The organism is Prevotella sp. AM23-5 (genome assembly GCF_003473645.1).
Taxonomy (GTDB): domain Bacteria; phylum Bacteroidota; class Bacteroidia; order Bacteroidales; family Bacteroidaceae; genus Prevotella; species Prevotella copri_A.
Map to the genome: position 1 here is coordinate 1 of NZ_QUCG01000036.1, position 15,555 is coordinate 15,555.

The window sequence follows — 15,555 nt, forward strand, 5'->3', positions numbered from 1 at the left end:
GATTACATAAGAATTAACAGAGTATTGATTAATAACATTATGCCCGAAGGCGTTCATACTAGCTCAACTTAAACTTCTTGGTTTCGGTCTGAGCCTCTGGATCCTCGCCAGCTGGCTGCTTGATTCCACCAGTCTCAGCATCAACCACGAGTACTTCCTTTGCCTCGGCAAACTCCTCGTCTCGCTGCTGTTCGGCAGAAGGAGCTTCGTCTATGTTGAGAATGTCGTTATTCTCGATGGAAAGCTCACCCCATTTTGAGAGGAGTCTTCTCAGCACGGTCTTCAGCGCCATACTCTCGAAGTTGGAATTCCACCCCACTCCATCACTTACTCCCGATGCAGCCTGCTTTAATGCCAGTTCCTTCAAGGTGTCCGGTGTAACCTTGTCGTTGAACTTGACGGTAGGGCTATACTGCTTGGCATAGAGACAGACTTCATCAAGCGACATATAGAGAAGCTTGGAAAATCCGTTCTTCATCTTCATGTAGGCGAAGTAGCCGATAGGAACATTTGATGTACGGACGCCCGACAAGTCGAGATTGCCGGTCACCTTGTCGTAGCCTTTCAGCTCGCCCTCATATACTACATCGGAGTTGATGGTCTCGTATTTGCCGGTACGCATTGTCAGCTGGAGATAACCCTTGGTTCCCACTACCAGTGTAGGAGTCATCACGCCATGAATCTTGAAAGGAAGGATATAGCACTGCCCCAACTGTTTGTTGAGCGGAAGATGCAGGGATGCTGCCTTCAGCGCCTCTGCCATCAACGCATTCGGTGCACACTGGAGAAGCTTTTCATCTGATGTTGCCAGCTCCATCAAACTGGTGGTGAAGGTTCCCTTGTTCTCCTTCAAGGTGTTCTGCAAAAGGGTCTGGTAATAACTATTGTTCATTACCGCCTGGAAGTTCTTTACTGCTAGTGCCTTCTGTGAAGGCTGCTTTGCTACTGCTGTTTCTGCCATGATTTATATTTTTAATAAATTCTACTTATTTTACTCCATAACCGCAAGGGATGGATATTCAAACTTCAACTTATCATCGGTTGTTACTACCATTCTGATCTGCTGACCGCCACGACAAATTGGGTGGTTCACGCTCTCGCACTCGTCGAGCAGCATTGGCACCTCAATCTCGTTATACTTGGCGAAGGTGTAGGCAATGTCGATTCCTGCATTCACCTTTGCAGCCGTGTTGAGTCGGCGGTATGGCACACCATCGTGATAGCACTCGCATGTGGCTTCACGCTCGCCTTTAAGGTTGGTTTTGAACATAGACCATTTCACGAAGCGGAAATGCTCGTTTACTCGGTCTTCGAGAAGCTGATCTGTCTTCTGATTGTACTCTCTTACCACATCAAGCTGCTTGTCAAGTTCATCGAGCTGAGCCCGATAGGTCAACTTATCCTCGTTAATCTCAGCAATGCGAGCGGTGATGCGGTCGAAGGCTTCCTTTTTGCCAAGCAATTCAAGCACCTCGTTGTATCGGATTCCGATAGGCTCACGCTCCTTTTCGAGTTCAGTGAGCATCTTGGAGGTCTCTTCCGTCTCGGATGGTTTGTCGAGTTCAGCCTGCAAGTCGGCAAGTTCCTTCACTACCTGCTGATACTCTTCCTTCTCGGCAAGAATCTGTTCGTAGGTCTTCGGCTTCTCGGCATCCACCTCCCGTTTCTTGCCCTCAGCTTCCTTGAGGGTCTTGTTAGCCTTCACCAGTTGGTTGGTTGTAACCATTCGGTCGTTGTCAAGCTTCTCAAGGATATTCTTTGCATCGGTATATTCCTGCTGAATGCCGTTGAACTCCTCTTGAATCTTCTTCGATGCGTTAGACTTGTGTTCATTGAAGCGATCCTTGGATTCCTTCTTGATGCGCTCAACATCTTCTGCCGGAAGCGGCTGACCGCAATGAGGACAGATGCCATCCTCGGCATTCCAGCTCCATCGGGATTTGGAGAGTTCATCAAGCCGGTTGTTGATATCCGCCACCTTGCGCTCACACTCTTCCTTCTTGTCCTTGGCGTGAATCTCCGATTCTGTATAGCCCCTCATCGTTGCTTTCAGATCATCAACCAGACTCTGCGCCTTCGTTGCTGCGATATTGGCAGTAATCACATCGCTCTGATGTTTGGTAGCCTGCTCGGTAGCGAGATTCATGGCACTCTGCTCCATGTTACGCTTGCGCTTCTCGGCAAAGTCTATCTTCTTGCGGATGGCATCAAGGCGCACCTTGTCGGCTCCGCCAGTGCGAATCTCCTGAATTTTGTTGGCGAGTTCTACAAGTTTCTCGTTGAGCTGAGCCTTCTCGGTAGCCAAGGCTTCCCAATCCTGCGCTTTGGGCAGTGACTTATTCAACTCTTCAAGGCGGATAGGCACGGAATCAAGCTGGTCCTGCACCTCATTGCGAGAGTACTTGAGGTGATGAACGTACTTGTCGATGTCCTGCTTCCTGAGGGCTTCGACCACGAAATCAAACTTCTCGTCGCCCTGTGTAATATCATCGGTGCTGATATTGCCGACGAGTGCCTGCAACTTGTTGCGCTGCTCCTGCCAAGAAAGGCAAACGAAATGTCTGGATGAAGAACAGAGACGGAAAGCGTCATAGGGGCAGATAGAATCCACAACGTTGCAGTAATCGTTTGCGGTGCAAATATCGCCATTCACGAAGTACTTATATGTATTTGTACACTTGTCAACATCCCATGAATCTGTCAGCTTGCGCTTCAAGATAATTACTTGATTCGAGGCTCCTTCTTCGCCAATACAGTGGACTCTAACCGTAAGCTCCACCTCATGAGGAATCTCACGGATGATGTTGTGGTCTTTGTCGAACGTCTTGATGTCGAGCGAATTGCCGTTGATGTCCTTGCCGAAGAGGGTGTAGAAAATGGCATTTGCGATGGTACTCTTACCCAATCCGTTCTTTCCCTTGATGATGGTGAGTTCATCACCAAACTCGTACTCAGCATTGCGAATGCCGCAAAAATTGAGAAGTCTAAGCTTCTTGAACTGAATCTGTTTCATCTGTATTCTCGTTATTTTGTTCTTGTTTGTCTTTACCTCTTAACTCCTTATCGTAAGCTTCGAATGCGCAAGCGGCTGCATAGGTGAATGCATTGCTGTTGCGCATAGCTTGAAGAAGAAGCTGCTGTAAATCTCCATCTGAGGCGTGGAGAAAGGAGAAGCCCTGCTTGGTGCTGGCATCACCCATAAGGATGATGCAGCGGAAATGCTTGCCGTGCTCTCCAGCCTTGTCAACCTCCTCAGTAACCTTTCTGATTTGGTTGAAGTAATTTTGTCTGATATTCTTTCTGCTCATGATTTCCTTTCTTGATTTCCTTTCTAAAAACCTGCCCACGCCCGGTTGCTACCCGAGAAATGGGCAGGAAAACACATTGTATGAAAACAATCAACGAACTAACTATCTGTTGAACCTAATCCTTTTCTTGTACCGGTTACCTTGCCAGGTTCCAAGTTGACATCTGGAACGTAGGTGAAGGCACCCTGGCAAATGCGCCAGCTATAAGGGAGAACGAACTTGAAACCGAGGAGTCGCAAAATGCGATTCTTCCATTTCCACCTGCCCGACTTCACGATTACGTGGACTTCTTCGCCATATCCGCAATCTATCAAGCCTAGAATCACATCAAGATTCTCTCTTACCTTGCCCAAGCGACCGCCCTTCATCCAAGAAGGGAAGTACACATCCAGCTGCATGCCTTTGCCCGACATACCGCTGCGTGGCTGGATCAGCATCTTCACATTGGTCGGAAGCTGAATCTTGAACCCGAGCGGAACGTAATAGCGAGCGTAAGGAGCTACCTCCATATCCTTTGCTACATGAAGGTCGTAAGCGGCATCCGTCTCATACGCCTTTTTTGGAAAACAACCATGCGTCACTAACTCTACTTTAATCTTTGTACCGAATTTACTCATATGCAATCTATTCTGTTAAATGTTTCTCTTCAAGAAGCTTATCCACTTCCTTCTGATAGAAGTCTATCATAGCCTTATACTCAAACAAAGACCAGTTTTTGAATTCCTGCTTTGCCCGAACCTCTATCAAGTCAACTCTCTGTTCGCCAATCTGCTTGATAAGCGCTCGGCGGTACATCTGAATATTACCTTGATTGAAGATGTTGCAAGATATACACTGCGGTCGGCAGTTGTCTTCGCTGAATCGGGTGGACATATATCGTCTTGACATATAATGCCCATTCTGAATATCCTTCCAATAGAAGACCTTGCCGCAACTGATGCAACGGCAATTACCTCTATCGTCTGAGTATTTCAGCCGGATATATTTGGAAAAGACGGCATCAAGCTTATCCCTCAGCTTGCTCTTGCTGAGACCAGCCTTAGCCTTCTTCTTTTCCTGCTCCTTCTTGGGCTTATCCCAAGGAGTCTTCTTTATTGGAGTCCTTTTCAGGGGCTTGTATCTTCTTAATACCATACCTTATTATATATATTATAGTGTATTGTACTTGCCCTCTTCGCGTCCCATATCTGCTGCGAGATTCTTGATACGTGAGTTGAGCATATTAATCTTTCTGATTTTCAGCTCGAAAATCTCCAGCGGACACCACGGATTCCTTTCGAGCTGTTTGTATATATCTTCCACTCGCTCTTGATAGGACCGAGTCGTGAATAATTGAAGCATACGCTATTGTTTTTAAGTTTGAAGATAACCTGCCTATCCTCACGGACTGGCAGGAACCATGACATGATAAAAAACTCAAATTCCGCCCAATATGTTGCCGCTGCAACAGGGGGGGCTTATTATTAATTCTGATTAAATATGAAAAATAAAAAGTTGCAGAAGTGGGACTCGAACCCACGACCAGGTCGCACGGTTGATAAGAATATGTTAAGGGTTTACTCATTATGTTACGTGCCTGCTCTAACCAACTGAGCTATTCTGCAATATAGCGGCATCGTGCGCTACCACGAATTTAAGAGCCATGCTCACCGCTCGGGCTTGCGAAGGATTTTTGCAATACTAACAAGCAATCAGTTATTATTCTACTTTCGTCCTCGCTTACCCTATATAAAGACTTAATATCCTTCAGCTTAATTTTTCCAATAAGTCAATGATCGTATGCCCACCAAAGGGACAATGGGATAGCTTTGCGATTGCCATTTTATAATAACAAAACACAAAAACTTGTGTGGGCTTGGGGCGAGTTGAACGCCCTTGCTAGAAAACCTGCTAAATTGCCGACTGGCGCCTAGGGTCTCCTAGTCTACTACCGAGCAGACTGGCTCAAACCCGATTGGCACTCCTATTCTCACGAACGAGAATGCCTAAGCAAAATTTAATTTAAAATTATGTATATTACTAATATAAAATAGGAATGAAATCCATCCAGATAACCTCCACCCTGCTCACGCAGGATGGGGGCTTAGCTTTAAATCACAACTTTTATCTAAAAGCCGAACGGCTTCCTTTAATCTTCCACAAGTTCGGGGTACTTCTTGACGAGGACACCACCAAACCTATTGCAAGTAACATTTCGAATATCGACTGCTAACTTGCTGTTTGTCTTATATGCTATTGCTGCGTAAACTGCCGCATTGCAGCAGCCGACTGACTTAGCTATTTTGCCGATTTTTGATTTTCTAACCAAAATTTTCGGTTTATATACCACTTTATCCATACTTTTTTATTATCTTTGCACACGTAAAACATTAAATGATAAAGAAACGATGAATCGTTGTCTGAATCACGGATGCAAAGATATACAATTATAGGCAATTAGCCAAGTGTATAGGCATTATTTTATATTTAATTTATCTATTTACACATTTATAAACATATAACTATGGAAGGATTAAGAGACAGAATCAATGTGATAAGAGACCATTACAGACTGTCTAACAGAGGGTTTGCAGAAGCAATAGGTGCAAAACCAGCTGCTACGAACAACTATTTGAATGGTACAAAGGAGCCGTCATTAGAGTTTGTGGATAGGATTCTGTCCACATACATAGACGTGTCGGCAGATTGGCTTCTGCGAGGCAAGGGGACCATGTTCTATGAGGAAGACAAGCCTACCGATGAAGCGCTCTTGAAGGAGCTGGCAGAAGCAAAGGTCAAGCTGCTCGTACAAGAGGGCATCACCAAGGAGCTTCGTGATATACTCCTGGAGAAGAACAACGGAAAGATAGCTGATGAACGCAAGAGTCTTGTAGGCTGATACCTATAGATACGAAAAAAGCAGAGCCTAGTGCCCTGCTTTTTCGTTTTACTAATGCTAGGTCATATCCACCTCACTTTTTGACAAAAAACGCTCCTGCACACCAATCGTTGCTTTCTGCATCAACATGAAGTTTAATACATCTGCCGACAAACTCATTACCTTCATAATACTTACAACGACTGCACTCCTTTGAATTTCTCAAAATTGCACGAAACAAACTGACGTTAGCACTAGGGGCATTTGCCTTATTCCATCTGACTACAGCTTTTTTGTACAGATATCAAAATCTAGGAAGAAACCTACTATCTTCTTTGATTCCATCTTCTGAATCGAAGTAACGTTCATCCGTTCCTCTCTTCATAATATTCAGAATCTTCTTGGCACTTCTAATTTTCATACGCTATACTTCTTTCTAGTATATTCAATATCCTTGTAAGATACTCGCACCTTACTCCAAGTCACCTCATCCAACTCATCGAAATCAGCATCCTCGGGCGTATCTTCTCCTATAACCAAGAAAATACTATCGGGAACATTGGTCATTTCGTTCTCATCATCAAACTCTCGGATAGTAGTATCTAGAAGGTCGTAGAGGTCTTGTGCTTGCCCCTCGAAAAGAATCTTCTTAGTATCACCCTTCCAATTTTTGAGTTTATTTCTAGCATCCTTCAAAGCTTCGTAAGTCTCTTGTGTAATCATAACCTTTTATTTTAACATTCTTGCTTTCAGAATCAACAATCGTTTACGATGCTCAGCCATATCTAGTGCCTTGGAAGCAAGTTTGGAATTTACCATTTGCTGCTCTGTTACCTTTGTAGCATCGGACAAATACTTATCCATTGCCTTTGTTAGTCTGTCCATACACTATTCCTTCTTGATTGAAAAATCAATAATATCGTTCGCCAGCTTAATGGCAAGCTTAGGCTTGAAGAAGCACTTATTCAATTCATCACGCAAGTCTGTTGCCATAGTAGCAATCTTTGGAAGCTTGTTGAGAATGCGAAGTCTCTTGGCTTCAAATTCACCGGTCATACTTGCGTACTTTTCACGCAAATCACGCTCCTTGTCTTGATAAACAGCTTCCAAGTCCTTTTCCTTCTTTTCGTACGTCTTTTTGAGGTCAGCCTTCATTCCGTTGTACTTGCCGTCAAGCTTATTTTTCTCATCAGCATAAGCTCGTCTTTCGCAATCTCTGTCGTAGATACTACGCTTTACCTCATTCTGCATAGCGTTCTCAACCTTCAAGCGGACGTCTTCGAAGTTAACGTAAGACTCAGAAGACTCGATTGTGCGTCTCGTGGTTGGCTTTTCTTCCATATCGAAGCCTGGCTCAAATCTCCCATACCTTGGGCGAGGCACATTTACCTCAACAACCGTCTCCTTACGAAGAATCACCTTTGCACCCTGCTTCAAGGAATCATTCAACTTTTTCAACTCCTTAACCTGCTCTTCCAACTCTGAGTTACGCTTGCGTATTGCATCGTACTCACTCAAATCTACGTTTACTATTGCCATAACACTATTATTTTAATTGTTCACACGCTTTCTTTTCCCACTCGGCAAAGGAAAGAATATCCTTTCCCTTGCCAAACACTCTCATGTGTCGCTTGTAGTTATTGTATGCCGCAAGCTTGACTTCTTCCATTTCAGTCATGCGCTAGCCCTCCTTCTTAACATTATCAACATTAGGACCTCTTCTATACAACTCTTCGCGCATAGTTTGAGAGTCGGTATAGTTGATGCTCTCGTTCACAAACTGCTCCATGCCGCTGAATGATTTGCCCGAAGTAGGGTCCGTGATGGTGAACTTGTTTAGCTCATCTTTCATGTCCACAAGGGATAATATAATCTCATCATAAGTCTGCTTTTGGATTTTACCCTCCATGCACAAGACTTTTACGATGGTAACAATCTTGTCTATCTGTTTAAATACCTTTTCCATAATCTTGTTTGTTATTTGTTTTAAAATTTGGACTCGAATCTTTTCTTCCAGGCATCAAGCGTGGTTGGAAATTCCGGCTTTATCTTGTGATAATGTCTGTAACGAGGAATTTTCCAATACACGTTGATGTAGCTCCGGCAGGGCTTGCCAGTTTCAACGCAACTGAAGCTACATAGCTTCTCACGCTTCTTGCCATACATACAGATATACACCCAGCAGGATTCATGACAAACACCTTTCTTGCGAATTTCACTTCTTCCAACCATAAGCCTATATTTAAAAGCCCTCTCCGAAGAGAGGGCAATTAGCTTACTTCACCATCATCATCTGAGGAACATTGCCATATACTGGCAACTTGCCATCCCACTTCTCAATCCACATCTTCTGCAAGATAGCAGGAGTAAGAGAAGCAGTCTTCAACTCATTCGCTTCACGCTCAGCCTTTGCCTGCACAAGCATCTTCTCTGCTTCTGCTTTCTTTACGGCTACCTCATTGAGAGCACGCTGCGCTTCCTGAATGGCTTTATTCTTCTGATTGACAGCTTCAACAATCGAGCTTGGATATTTCAAACCAGAAGTAAGCTGCTCTAGGTGGAAATGTTCCTTGGCGAGAGCCTTGCTAAGTTGGGCTTCAATGGCTTTCTCTACCAAATCACGATTGCTCACGATTTGGTCAGTTGTGTATTTGTTCAGCTGAATGCGGAAAGCATCCTTCACGTAGTTGAACAAAGTACCATTCACAATATCGTCCAGCCCCTTGCGGTACTTCTTGAATACTCTTGGAGCATTGCCGTCAACCATCTTCAGTGATACGGTAGGATCCACGGTGAACTCCGAGCCATCCTTGGCGTTGATGGTGAATGCAGGATAGTCGATAGTCTGAACATAGGTAGGGTACTCGTACACCTCCTCGGTGAAAGGATTGTACCATACACGCCCCGTAACGAGACTCACATCATCTACTCCCTTGTCGGAACCATAGAGGTTCACCAAGATACCCTCAGAGCCTGCATCTACACGCTCACTACAAGAGGTAGTCGAAAACAACACTGCACCGAGCAGCATAAACACACACAAATGATTAATCTTTCTTTTCATTGTCTTTCTTATTTTTGAATGTTAAACAATTTGTCGCAACTGAAATCAATATCCAAAGGTTAATTCCGAGAATGCCCATAATGTTCACTATCGTATTAGCCTTGTTAACTGCTTCAAAGCAAGCATCTATCACAAGAAACGTCATGAGCACCCAACTCACAAACGCTACAACCTTCCACTTGATTTTCTTCATAAGCCTATAATTTATCTTTTATCTCTCTCTCAGCTGCGATATGGTAACGCAAAGAGAGATTATTATGAATAACTTGAACATAACCTAGAACAATTTAGCTATACGTCTGAAATCCTCGCCTTCGGGTACCGGACAATCCTTTATCCACTCCATTTCTTTCACCTTCCATAGTGAAAGGTCTATGTCCTTAGGCAGAAGAGCCTTCATGTCTGCGAAGAGGTTGAGACGAAGTGAACAGTCGGGATTGAAACCTCTGTCCTGCCATCTATTTCTCTTGTGCCTAAGCATCACATCGTTCATTTCAACGAACTTTACCACATCGGGCTTGCTGTGGAGCGTGAGACAGATTCCGTCGAAGTCATAGCTGCGATTGCGGAGTGTTCTGTAATCAACCCATGCCGTATAGAGGAAAAGTCTAGGTGCAGGGATTCCGAGCGTATGGAATACGTTTCTGATTCCGTGAGCAAGCCACATTGTCTTTCCGTTGCAATCCGGCAGAAGCGGTTCTCCACCAGTGATACTAATCTCATCGTAGTCGAATCTGTCAACAACCGGAATCTTCTCAATATCGAACTGGTTGTTGCAGCACATTGGGCACTTGTTGTGACACTTTGCAGTCACCAGCAATCTAAGTTTCTTGTTCATAATCTATAATTTTAGTTCAATGTTCATTATAGGGTACACTCCAGTCTTTTCCGCACTCCACTAGGAAGCGAGGATTGACCGACTTGAAATTTGGTTTTATATAATTATATATTTACCTACCTAAATGGTACCAAATATCAAAAGTCTTACCTAGATACAGAAAAGCCATTCCGCAAGCCTTCTTCATCCCAGTGTAAACCTTTTGGTCGTGCGTTGCCTGTTGAGACTGGTTGCTCAGAGCAGGGCTAGAGGGATATATCGTTCTAAGTTAGGGTCGTTTTATATATCGGCAGGTAAACCGAAGAGGACGATACTGATGAAACCTCGTATGTCTTGCCAAAAAAACTCGGGGAAAATAAAAATCCCCAAGTCGTGTGACGCCGACCTAGGGATTTCGTGATTTATATATTGAACCTATTGAATCAGGTCTATATATCGAAGTTCTTGTATCAATCGTCACATTGACGAGTGCAAAAGTACACAATCATAGATAAACATCCAAGTTTTTATACACTCTTTAACTGAGAAGGAATACAAAAAGCTTGTATCTTGTTGGTTTTTAACTACTTACATAACTTTTCTTATTTTTAAAACGTATAAATATCAAAGAAAACTACCTAAAAATTTGTGTTATAAAAAAGTTATCATTATCTTTGCATTAGGAAAGTAAGTAGCTGATTGTTAGGCTGTAAGATAAAATGTATTGTGACCCCATGCGAGTCACAGTCTCAGAAAAGGACTTTCCAATAAGGGAAGTCCTTTTTTCGTATATGGTTCGGGGAGGTGGATTCTTTTAACTCTCATTAACTAAAAACAGATGCAAGATTCTTGCTGTTCTGCGTTTTATATAATGGAATGTAGGGCAAAAATGCCCTCGGATACCAAAAGGTGCCGGAAAGATTCCCACATAGAAACAAAAAATTAGAATAAAATAAAATTTCATAAGACAAAAATAACAAAAGACAAAAATAAAATTTCATAAGACAATGAAGAAAATTACATTATTCTCAATCCTGGCTGTACTCTTTGCAGCTATGTCATTCACCTCTTGTAATACTGACGGTGACAGCGGTATGAACTTCCTGACCCTTGAGCAGCAGAAGAGCTTCCAGCAAGCTATGTCATTGGGTTCATACAACAACATGACCATTCTCTACGAAAAGAAGAATGATGCCAACGTAAAAAATCAGGTTGACTCTGTTGCATCATCTTGCAGCATCAGCATGTACGGCGACAGCACCATGACAATGACCAACTTCCCTGTGGCTGCACTCGCAGAGCACATCAATAACAAGGATTTGGCTGCCGCCATCGCCAAGGTGACTCCAAGAACCATCAAGTGCAAGTATAATGTAATGCCAAACAGTACTTCTGAAGTAGCTTACTTCATTGCTTGCCCTAATGCTGTCGAGTTGAATCTGGCTTATGGCACAGACAACAAGAGTCACAAGGTAGTGCTTGTTTTCATCCCTAGCCAGATGTATTACGGCTACTGCACACTCAAGGAGCCAAGACAGCTGGGCTTCCAGTTCGCACTCTATCAGATCTGGGTGGATGGCAACCAGACCAACTTCATCCAGAACTCAACCAACTCTGCTAACACCACAGTAGGTTTCCTCTTCCGCAACGCATGGAAGAAGTAAGAAGAGAGGGCTAGAGAATTCAAATTCAAGAAATTAAGTTAATACTCTTTTAAATACAAACAACTTACAAATATATGGTCTGAATTTATCACTCAGCGTGAAAACTACATAAAAGGCGCAATAGCTCTCCTGCTATCGCGCCTTACTTTTTCATTCTAATCTTTCTTCCAGAGCTTGCTCATATCCTCCAAGCTCTTGCCCTTGGTTTCAGGTACCAGCTTCCATACGAAGAAAGCTGCAACGATACAGATGGCACCATACAGACCATAGGTAAACCAATGACCGAAATCATCACCAGGAGTCAGGTGCATATTAAACATCGGTACGAAGGTAGAGCTGACGATGAAGTTGAATATCCACTGGAAAGCTACGGCAATCGCCACAGCCGCACCACGGATGGTATTCGGGAAAAGCTCGGCGATAAGCACCCAGGCAATAGGTCCCCAGGAGAACATAAAGCTGGCACTATATACCATGATACTCAGCATGGTAACCGTACTCAAGGCTTCATTTCCAAAGGTCAAGGCTACGCCCAAGGCTCCTGCTGCCATACCGATGGAACCAAAGATAAGCAATGGCTTGCGACCCAGCTTTTCTACCGTAAAGACGGCTACCAGCGTAAACGAGATATTCACAACACCCATGATGACGGTCTGAACCATCGGATTACCCATTCCCATATCCTGGAAGATACGAGGCGCATAATAGAGCACCGCATTGATACCCACAGCCTGCTGGAATACAGAAAGCATCACGCCCACAAAGATACACATAAAGCCATAGGAGAAGAGCTTCTCGGTCTTCACGGTCACCGTATTCTTGATATCGTGGATAATCTCGCGTGCCTTCTCAGAACCATTGATCTTGGCAAGCACGCCGTATGCCTTCTCGTCCTGTCCGATCATCACGAGATAACGAGGAGTCTCAGGTACGAAGCAGATCAGGAAGGTGAATAGTCCTGCCGGAACCATCTCGCTACCAAACATATATCTCCAACCCGTCTCGATGGTCCACTGCGCATCCACCATATTGGCGATGGCACCCGCAGCATCGTAGATAGGATTGGCATGGGAACCCATGATGATGAAATTGACGAAGTAAACCACCAGCTGACCGAAGATGATGGCAAACTGATTGCAGCTCACCAGCATACCGCGCATATTGCTCGGAGCGATTTCGCCGATATACATCGGACAGATGGCTGAAGCCATACCTACACCGATACCACCCAGCACACGATAGAAGTTGAATACCACCAGCAACGTCCAGTCGGCACGTCCCTGAGGCAGGAGATAAGATTCCGGTTCCATGGATCCCCAGGCTGAGAGGAAGAAGCAGACACCCGCAAAGATGAGCGAGCGCTTGCGACCCAGTCTGCTGGCGAAAAGACCAGAAAGCGAACTACCGATGATACAGCCGATCAGCGCACTGGAAGAAGTGAATCCGTGCATCACATCGGTGTATTCGAAATCACCGGCACCCTTGAAGAATGCCTGCAAACCCTTCTCGGCACCTGATATCACTGCGGTATCGTAACCGAAAAGCAAGCCACCCAATACGGCGACCATCACAATCGAGAAAAGATAGACCTTAGAGCCCGTTTGTTGTTGTTCCATTTTACTATAGGTTATTTGTTTATTTTTATATTTTTATCTGTTTATTTTAAAATAATACGCATATTCTGCGCTTTTCCCCTATTTTTTTTGTAAATTTGCAACCAAAATAAGAGAACATAGATATTACGTAATATGAACATCGCAGAATTCTTACATCAGAAGGGCGACAAAAGAGGCTTCTCTTTCGAGGTTTTGCCACCTCTCAAGGGTAATGGCACTGCGGCTCTCTTCCGCACCATCGACAGCCTCAAGGACTTCGACCCACGGTTTATCAACATTACCACACACCACAGCGAGTATGTTTACAAGGAACTGGAAAACGGTCTCCTCACTCGTCAGCGTGTGCGTCGCCGCCCTGGCACCGTTGCCATCGCAGGCGCAATCCAGAATAAGTACGACATCCCTGTCATCCCTCACGTCATCTGTAGCGGTGCCACGAAGGAAGACATCGAATACGAATTGCTCGATCTCCAGTTTCTGGGCATCAGCAATATCCTTGTGCTGAGAGGCGACAAGGCGAAGGAAGACCGACAGTTTACTCCAACAGAAAACGGTCATACCAACGCCACCGACCTGCTGAAGCAAGTAAACCAGTTCAACGACGGTTTCTTCTTCGACGGCACCCCGATCAAGCATCCGGGTGAGAAATTCTGCTGTGGCGTAGCCTGCTATCCGGAGAAGCACGAAGAGGCTCCCAATCTGGAGATGGACATGCAGCATCTCCTGGAGAAGCAGCAGTTGGGCGCTGACTATGCCATCACCCAGCTCTTCTACGACAACGAGAAATTCTATGCTTTCATAGAGAAGGCTCGCCAGATGGGCATCACCATCCCTATCGTTCCGGCGCTGAAGCCATTCGCCAAGCTGAGTCAGCTCACCATGGTACCAAAGACCTTCCATTGCGACATCCCGGAAGCTCTGGCGCAGGAGGTTTTGAAGTGCAAGAGCGATGAAGATGCCAAGGCACTCGGTATCGAGTGGACGACTGCCCAGGTGAAAGATCTCTTCGATCACGGATACAATCATATCCATTTCTTCACCGTTTCGGCAGTGGATAGCGTGAAACAAATAGCTAAAATTTTATTTTAAAGTTCAAAGTTCAATGTTAAATAGTGAAGTGATAGGTCAGCAAGATATATGGAACCGTCTGATGGAGATGGTTCAGGAGAATCGTGTGCCTCATGCACTGATGTTCTGCGGTCCACAAGGTTGTGGAAAACTGGCAGTGGCGCTGGCTTTTGCCAGCTATCTGCTGGGCGATTCCCCGATGCTGAGAAAATGGGAGCATCCCGACCTGCACTTCACCTTCCCTACCATCAAGACATCCGAGATGAGCGGCGACCATACGCCCGTAAGTCTCGACTTTATGAAAGAATGGCGTGAGATGCTCCTCCAGGAAGGTCCGTATGTGCTGATCAGCGACTGGATGCAGCGCATGGGCAAGACTGATGCCGACTTCAACAAGCAGGCAATCATCACCGCCGATGAGACCGACAATCTTTCGAGAGAACTGAGCATGATGTCGAGTCAGGGCGGATACAAGATCAGTCTGATATGGTTGCCGGAGCGTATGAACCTCACGAGTGCCAACAAGATATTGAAACTGCTGGAAGAGCCGCCTCATCAGACACTCTTCCTCCTGGTTAGCGAACAGCCGGAACTCCTGCTCGAAACCATCAGAAGCCGTGCACAGCGTATCGACCTGAAGAAGATTGAAACTTCCGAGGTGGAGAAAGCGCTCATAGAACGAAGAGCGCTGGATGCAGAATCTGCCCACCGCATCGCCCGAATCGCCAACGGCAACTGGAACCATGCATTGGAGGAGCTGGACTCTGGCAATGAAAACCGCCAGCATCTGGATATGTTCATCATGCTGATGCGCCTCTCCTATATGCGCAACATCCACGATTTGAAGAAGTGGAGCGAGGTGGTTGCCACCTTCGGCAGAGAGAAGCAGAAGCGAATGCTTGATTACTTCATGCACATGCTACGCGAGAGTTTCATGTATAATTTCCGTCAGCCGGAACTCAGTTATATGACACAGGAGGAGGAGAATTTCGCCAGGAACTTCGCCCGATTCATCAACGAGGCGAATATCATCGACATCTCCAATCTCTTCGAGGAAAGCAAGCGATTCATCGCCCAGAATGCCAACCCGAAAATCGTGTTCTTCGACCTGGCGCTGAAGAATATCGTTCTGCTCATCAGAAAATAAAGGAAATACATCCC

At 45.0% G+C, this 15,555-nt stretch carries 21 protein-coding genes and 1 tRNA gene; 4 read left to right on the plus strand and 18 right to left on the minus strand.

Annotation, left to right across the window (positions count from 1 at the left end; genetic code table 11):
• Nucleotides 1–58: 58 nt before the first annotated feature.
• From DW657_RS09925 to DW657_RS09955, 8 genes are all read right to left on the minus strand, one after another.
• Complete coding sequence (locus DW657_RS09925; RefSeq protein ID WP_118312384.1) at nt 59–961, minus strand: recombinase RecT; 903 nt, start codon at nt 959–961, stop codon at nt 59–61.
• Between the two features lie 30 nt (nt 962–991).
• Nucleotides 992–3,013 carry an AAA family ATPase gene (locus tag DW657_RS09930; protein ID WP_118312385.1) on the minus strand — a complete coding sequence of 674 codons (2,022 nt, stop codon included), beginning with the start codon at nt 3,011–3,013 and terminating at the stop codon, nt 992–994.
• Entirely contained in the window at nt 2,985–3,308 is a 324-nt protein-coding gene (locus DW657_RS09935) for a hypothetical protein (RefSeq protein WP_118312386.1), read from the minus strand. The genes DW657_RS09930 and DW657_RS09935 overlap by 29 nt, the downstream gene beginning before the upstream one ends.
• A gap of 98 nt (nt 3,309–3,406) precedes the next feature.
• Nucleotides 3,407–3,925, minus strand: coding sequence for a hypothetical protein (locus DW657_RS09940; protein ID WP_118312387.1), 519 nt, complete (start codon nt 3,923–3,925; stop codon nt 3,407–3,409).
• A gap of 7 nt (nt 3,926–3,932) precedes the next feature.
• Nucleotides 3,933–4,442, minus strand: coding sequence for a recombination protein NinG (locus DW657_RS09945; RefSeq protein ID WP_118312388.1), 510 nt, complete (start codon nt 4,440–4,442; stop codon nt 3,933–3,935).
• Between the two features lie 15 nt (nt 4,443–4,457).
• Nucleotides 4,458–4,649: a hypothetical protein gene (locus tag DW657_RS17775; protein ID WP_118312389.1), complete on the minus strand. Its 192-nt coding sequence runs from the start codon at nt 4,647–4,649 to the stop codon at nt 4,458–4,460.
• Between the two features lie 153 nt (nt 4,650–4,802).
• Nucleotides 4,803–4,912, minus strand: a tRNA-OTHER gene (locus tag DW657_RS17780).
• Nucleotides 4,913–5,436: 524 nt separating this feature from the next.
• Nucleotides 5,437–5,646 carry a hypothetical protein gene (locus DW657_RS09955; RefSeq protein ID WP_118312390.1) on the minus strand — a complete coding sequence of 70 codons (210 nt, stop codon included), beginning with the start codon at nt 5,644–5,646 and terminating at the stop codon, nt 5,437–5,439.
• 165 nt (nt 5,647–5,811) lie between these two features.
• On the opposite strand from DW657_RS09955, the gene DW657_RS09960 reads away from it, so the two are divergent.
• Nucleotides 5,812–6,186, plus strand: a complete 375-nt coding sequence (locus tag DW657_RS09960; RefSeq protein ID WP_118312391.1) for a helix-turn-helix transcriptional regulator — start codon at nt 5,812–5,814, stop codon at nt 6,184–6,186.
• Nucleotides 6,187–6,582: 396 nt separating this feature from the next.
• Here DW657_RS09960 and DW657_RS09965 read toward each other — a convergent pair whose 3' ends face one another.
• The 9 genes from DW657_RS09965 to DW657_RS09995 form a co-directional block, all read right to left on the minus strand.
• On the minus strand, nt 6,583–6,888 hold the full coding sequence (locus DW657_RS09965; RefSeq protein ID WP_118312392.1) for a hypothetical protein: 306 nt from the start codon (nt 6,886–6,888) through the stop codon (nt 6,583–6,585).
• Nucleotides 6,889–6,894: 6 nt separating this feature from the next.
• Nucleotides 6,895–7,050: a hypothetical protein gene (locus DW657_RS17785; RefSeq protein WP_158577349.1), complete on the minus strand. Its 156-nt coding sequence runs from the start codon at nt 7,048–7,050 to the stop codon at nt 6,895–6,897.
• Between the two features lie 3 nt (nt 7,051–7,053).
• On the minus strand, nt 7,054–7,704 hold the full coding sequence (locus DW657_RS09970) for a hypothetical protein (protein ID WP_118312393.1): 651 nt from the start codon (nt 7,702–7,704) through the stop codon (nt 7,054–7,056).
• A gap of 7 nt (nt 7,705–7,711) precedes the next feature.
• Nucleotides 7,712–7,843, minus strand: a complete 132-nt coding sequence (locus DW657_RS18605; RefSeq protein WP_255415909.1) for a hypothetical protein — start codon at nt 7,841–7,843, stop codon at nt 7,712–7,714.
• A 3-nt stretch (nt 7,844–7,846) separates the two neighbouring features.
• Nucleotides 7,847–8,131, minus strand: a complete 285-nt coding sequence (locus DW657_RS09975; RefSeq protein ID WP_118312394.1) for a hypothetical protein — start codon at nt 8,129–8,131, stop codon at nt 7,847–7,849.
• A 20-nt stretch (nt 8,132–8,151) separates the two neighbouring features.
• Nucleotides 8,152–8,397, minus strand: coding sequence for a hypothetical protein (locus tag DW657_RS09980; protein ID WP_118312395.1), 246 nt, complete (start codon nt 8,395–8,397; stop codon nt 8,152–8,154).
• 43 nt (nt 8,398–8,440) lie between these two features.
• The gene (locus tag DW657_RS09985; RefSeq protein ID WP_118312396.1) at nt 8,441–9,229 is read right to left on the minus strand and encodes a prohibitin family protein; all 789 of its coding nucleotides are present in this window, start codon (nt 9,227–9,229) and stop codon (nt 8,441–8,443) included.
• Nucleotides 9,213–9,422, minus strand: a complete 210-nt coding sequence (locus tag DW657_RS09990) for a hypothetical protein (protein ID WP_118312397.1) — start codon at nt 9,420–9,422, stop codon at nt 9,213–9,215. Before DW657_RS09990 ends, DW657_RS09985 begins: the two co-directional genes overlap by 17 nt.
• Before the next feature lie 84 nt (nt 9,423–9,506).
• Nucleotides 9,507–10,067 carry a hypothetical protein gene (locus DW657_RS09995; RefSeq protein ID WP_118312398.1) on the minus strand — a complete coding sequence of 187 codons (561 nt, stop codon included), beginning with the start codon at nt 10,065–10,067 and terminating at the stop codon, nt 9,507–9,509.
• Nucleotides 10,068–11,053: 986 nt separating this feature from the next.
• Here DW657_RS09995 and DW657_RS10000 point away from each other — a divergent pair.
• Nucleotides 11,054–11,710, plus strand: coding sequence for a DUF4840 domain-containing protein (locus tag DW657_RS10000; protein WP_118312399.1), 657 nt, complete (start codon nt 11,054–11,056; stop codon nt 11,708–11,710).
• Between the two features lie 155 nt (nt 11,711–11,865).
• Here the strand turns inward: DW657_RS10000 and xylE are convergent, their stop codons facing one another.
• Complete coding sequence (gene xylE, locus DW657_RS10005; RefSeq protein WP_118312400.1) at nt 11,866–13,326, minus strand: D-xylose transporter XylE; 1,461 nt, start codon at nt 13,324–13,326, stop codon at nt 11,866–11,868.
• Between the two features lie 132 nt (nt 13,327–13,458).
• On the opposite strand from xylE, the gene DW657_RS10010 reads away from it, so the two are divergent.
• Together DW657_RS10010 and DW657_RS10015 are read left to right on the plus strand one after the other, a co-directional pair.
• Entirely contained in the window at nt 13,459–14,415 is a 957-nt protein-coding gene (locus tag DW657_RS10010; protein ID WP_118312401.1) for a methylenetetrahydrofolate reductase, read from the plus strand.
• 13 nt (nt 14,416–14,428) lie between these two features.
• Nucleotides 14,429–15,541, plus strand: coding sequence for a DNA polymerase III subunit delta (locus DW657_RS10015; RefSeq protein ID WP_117661381.1), 1,113 nt, complete (start codon nt 14,429–14,431; stop codon nt 15,539–15,541).
• Nucleotides 15,542–15,555 lie beyond the last annotated feature (14 nt).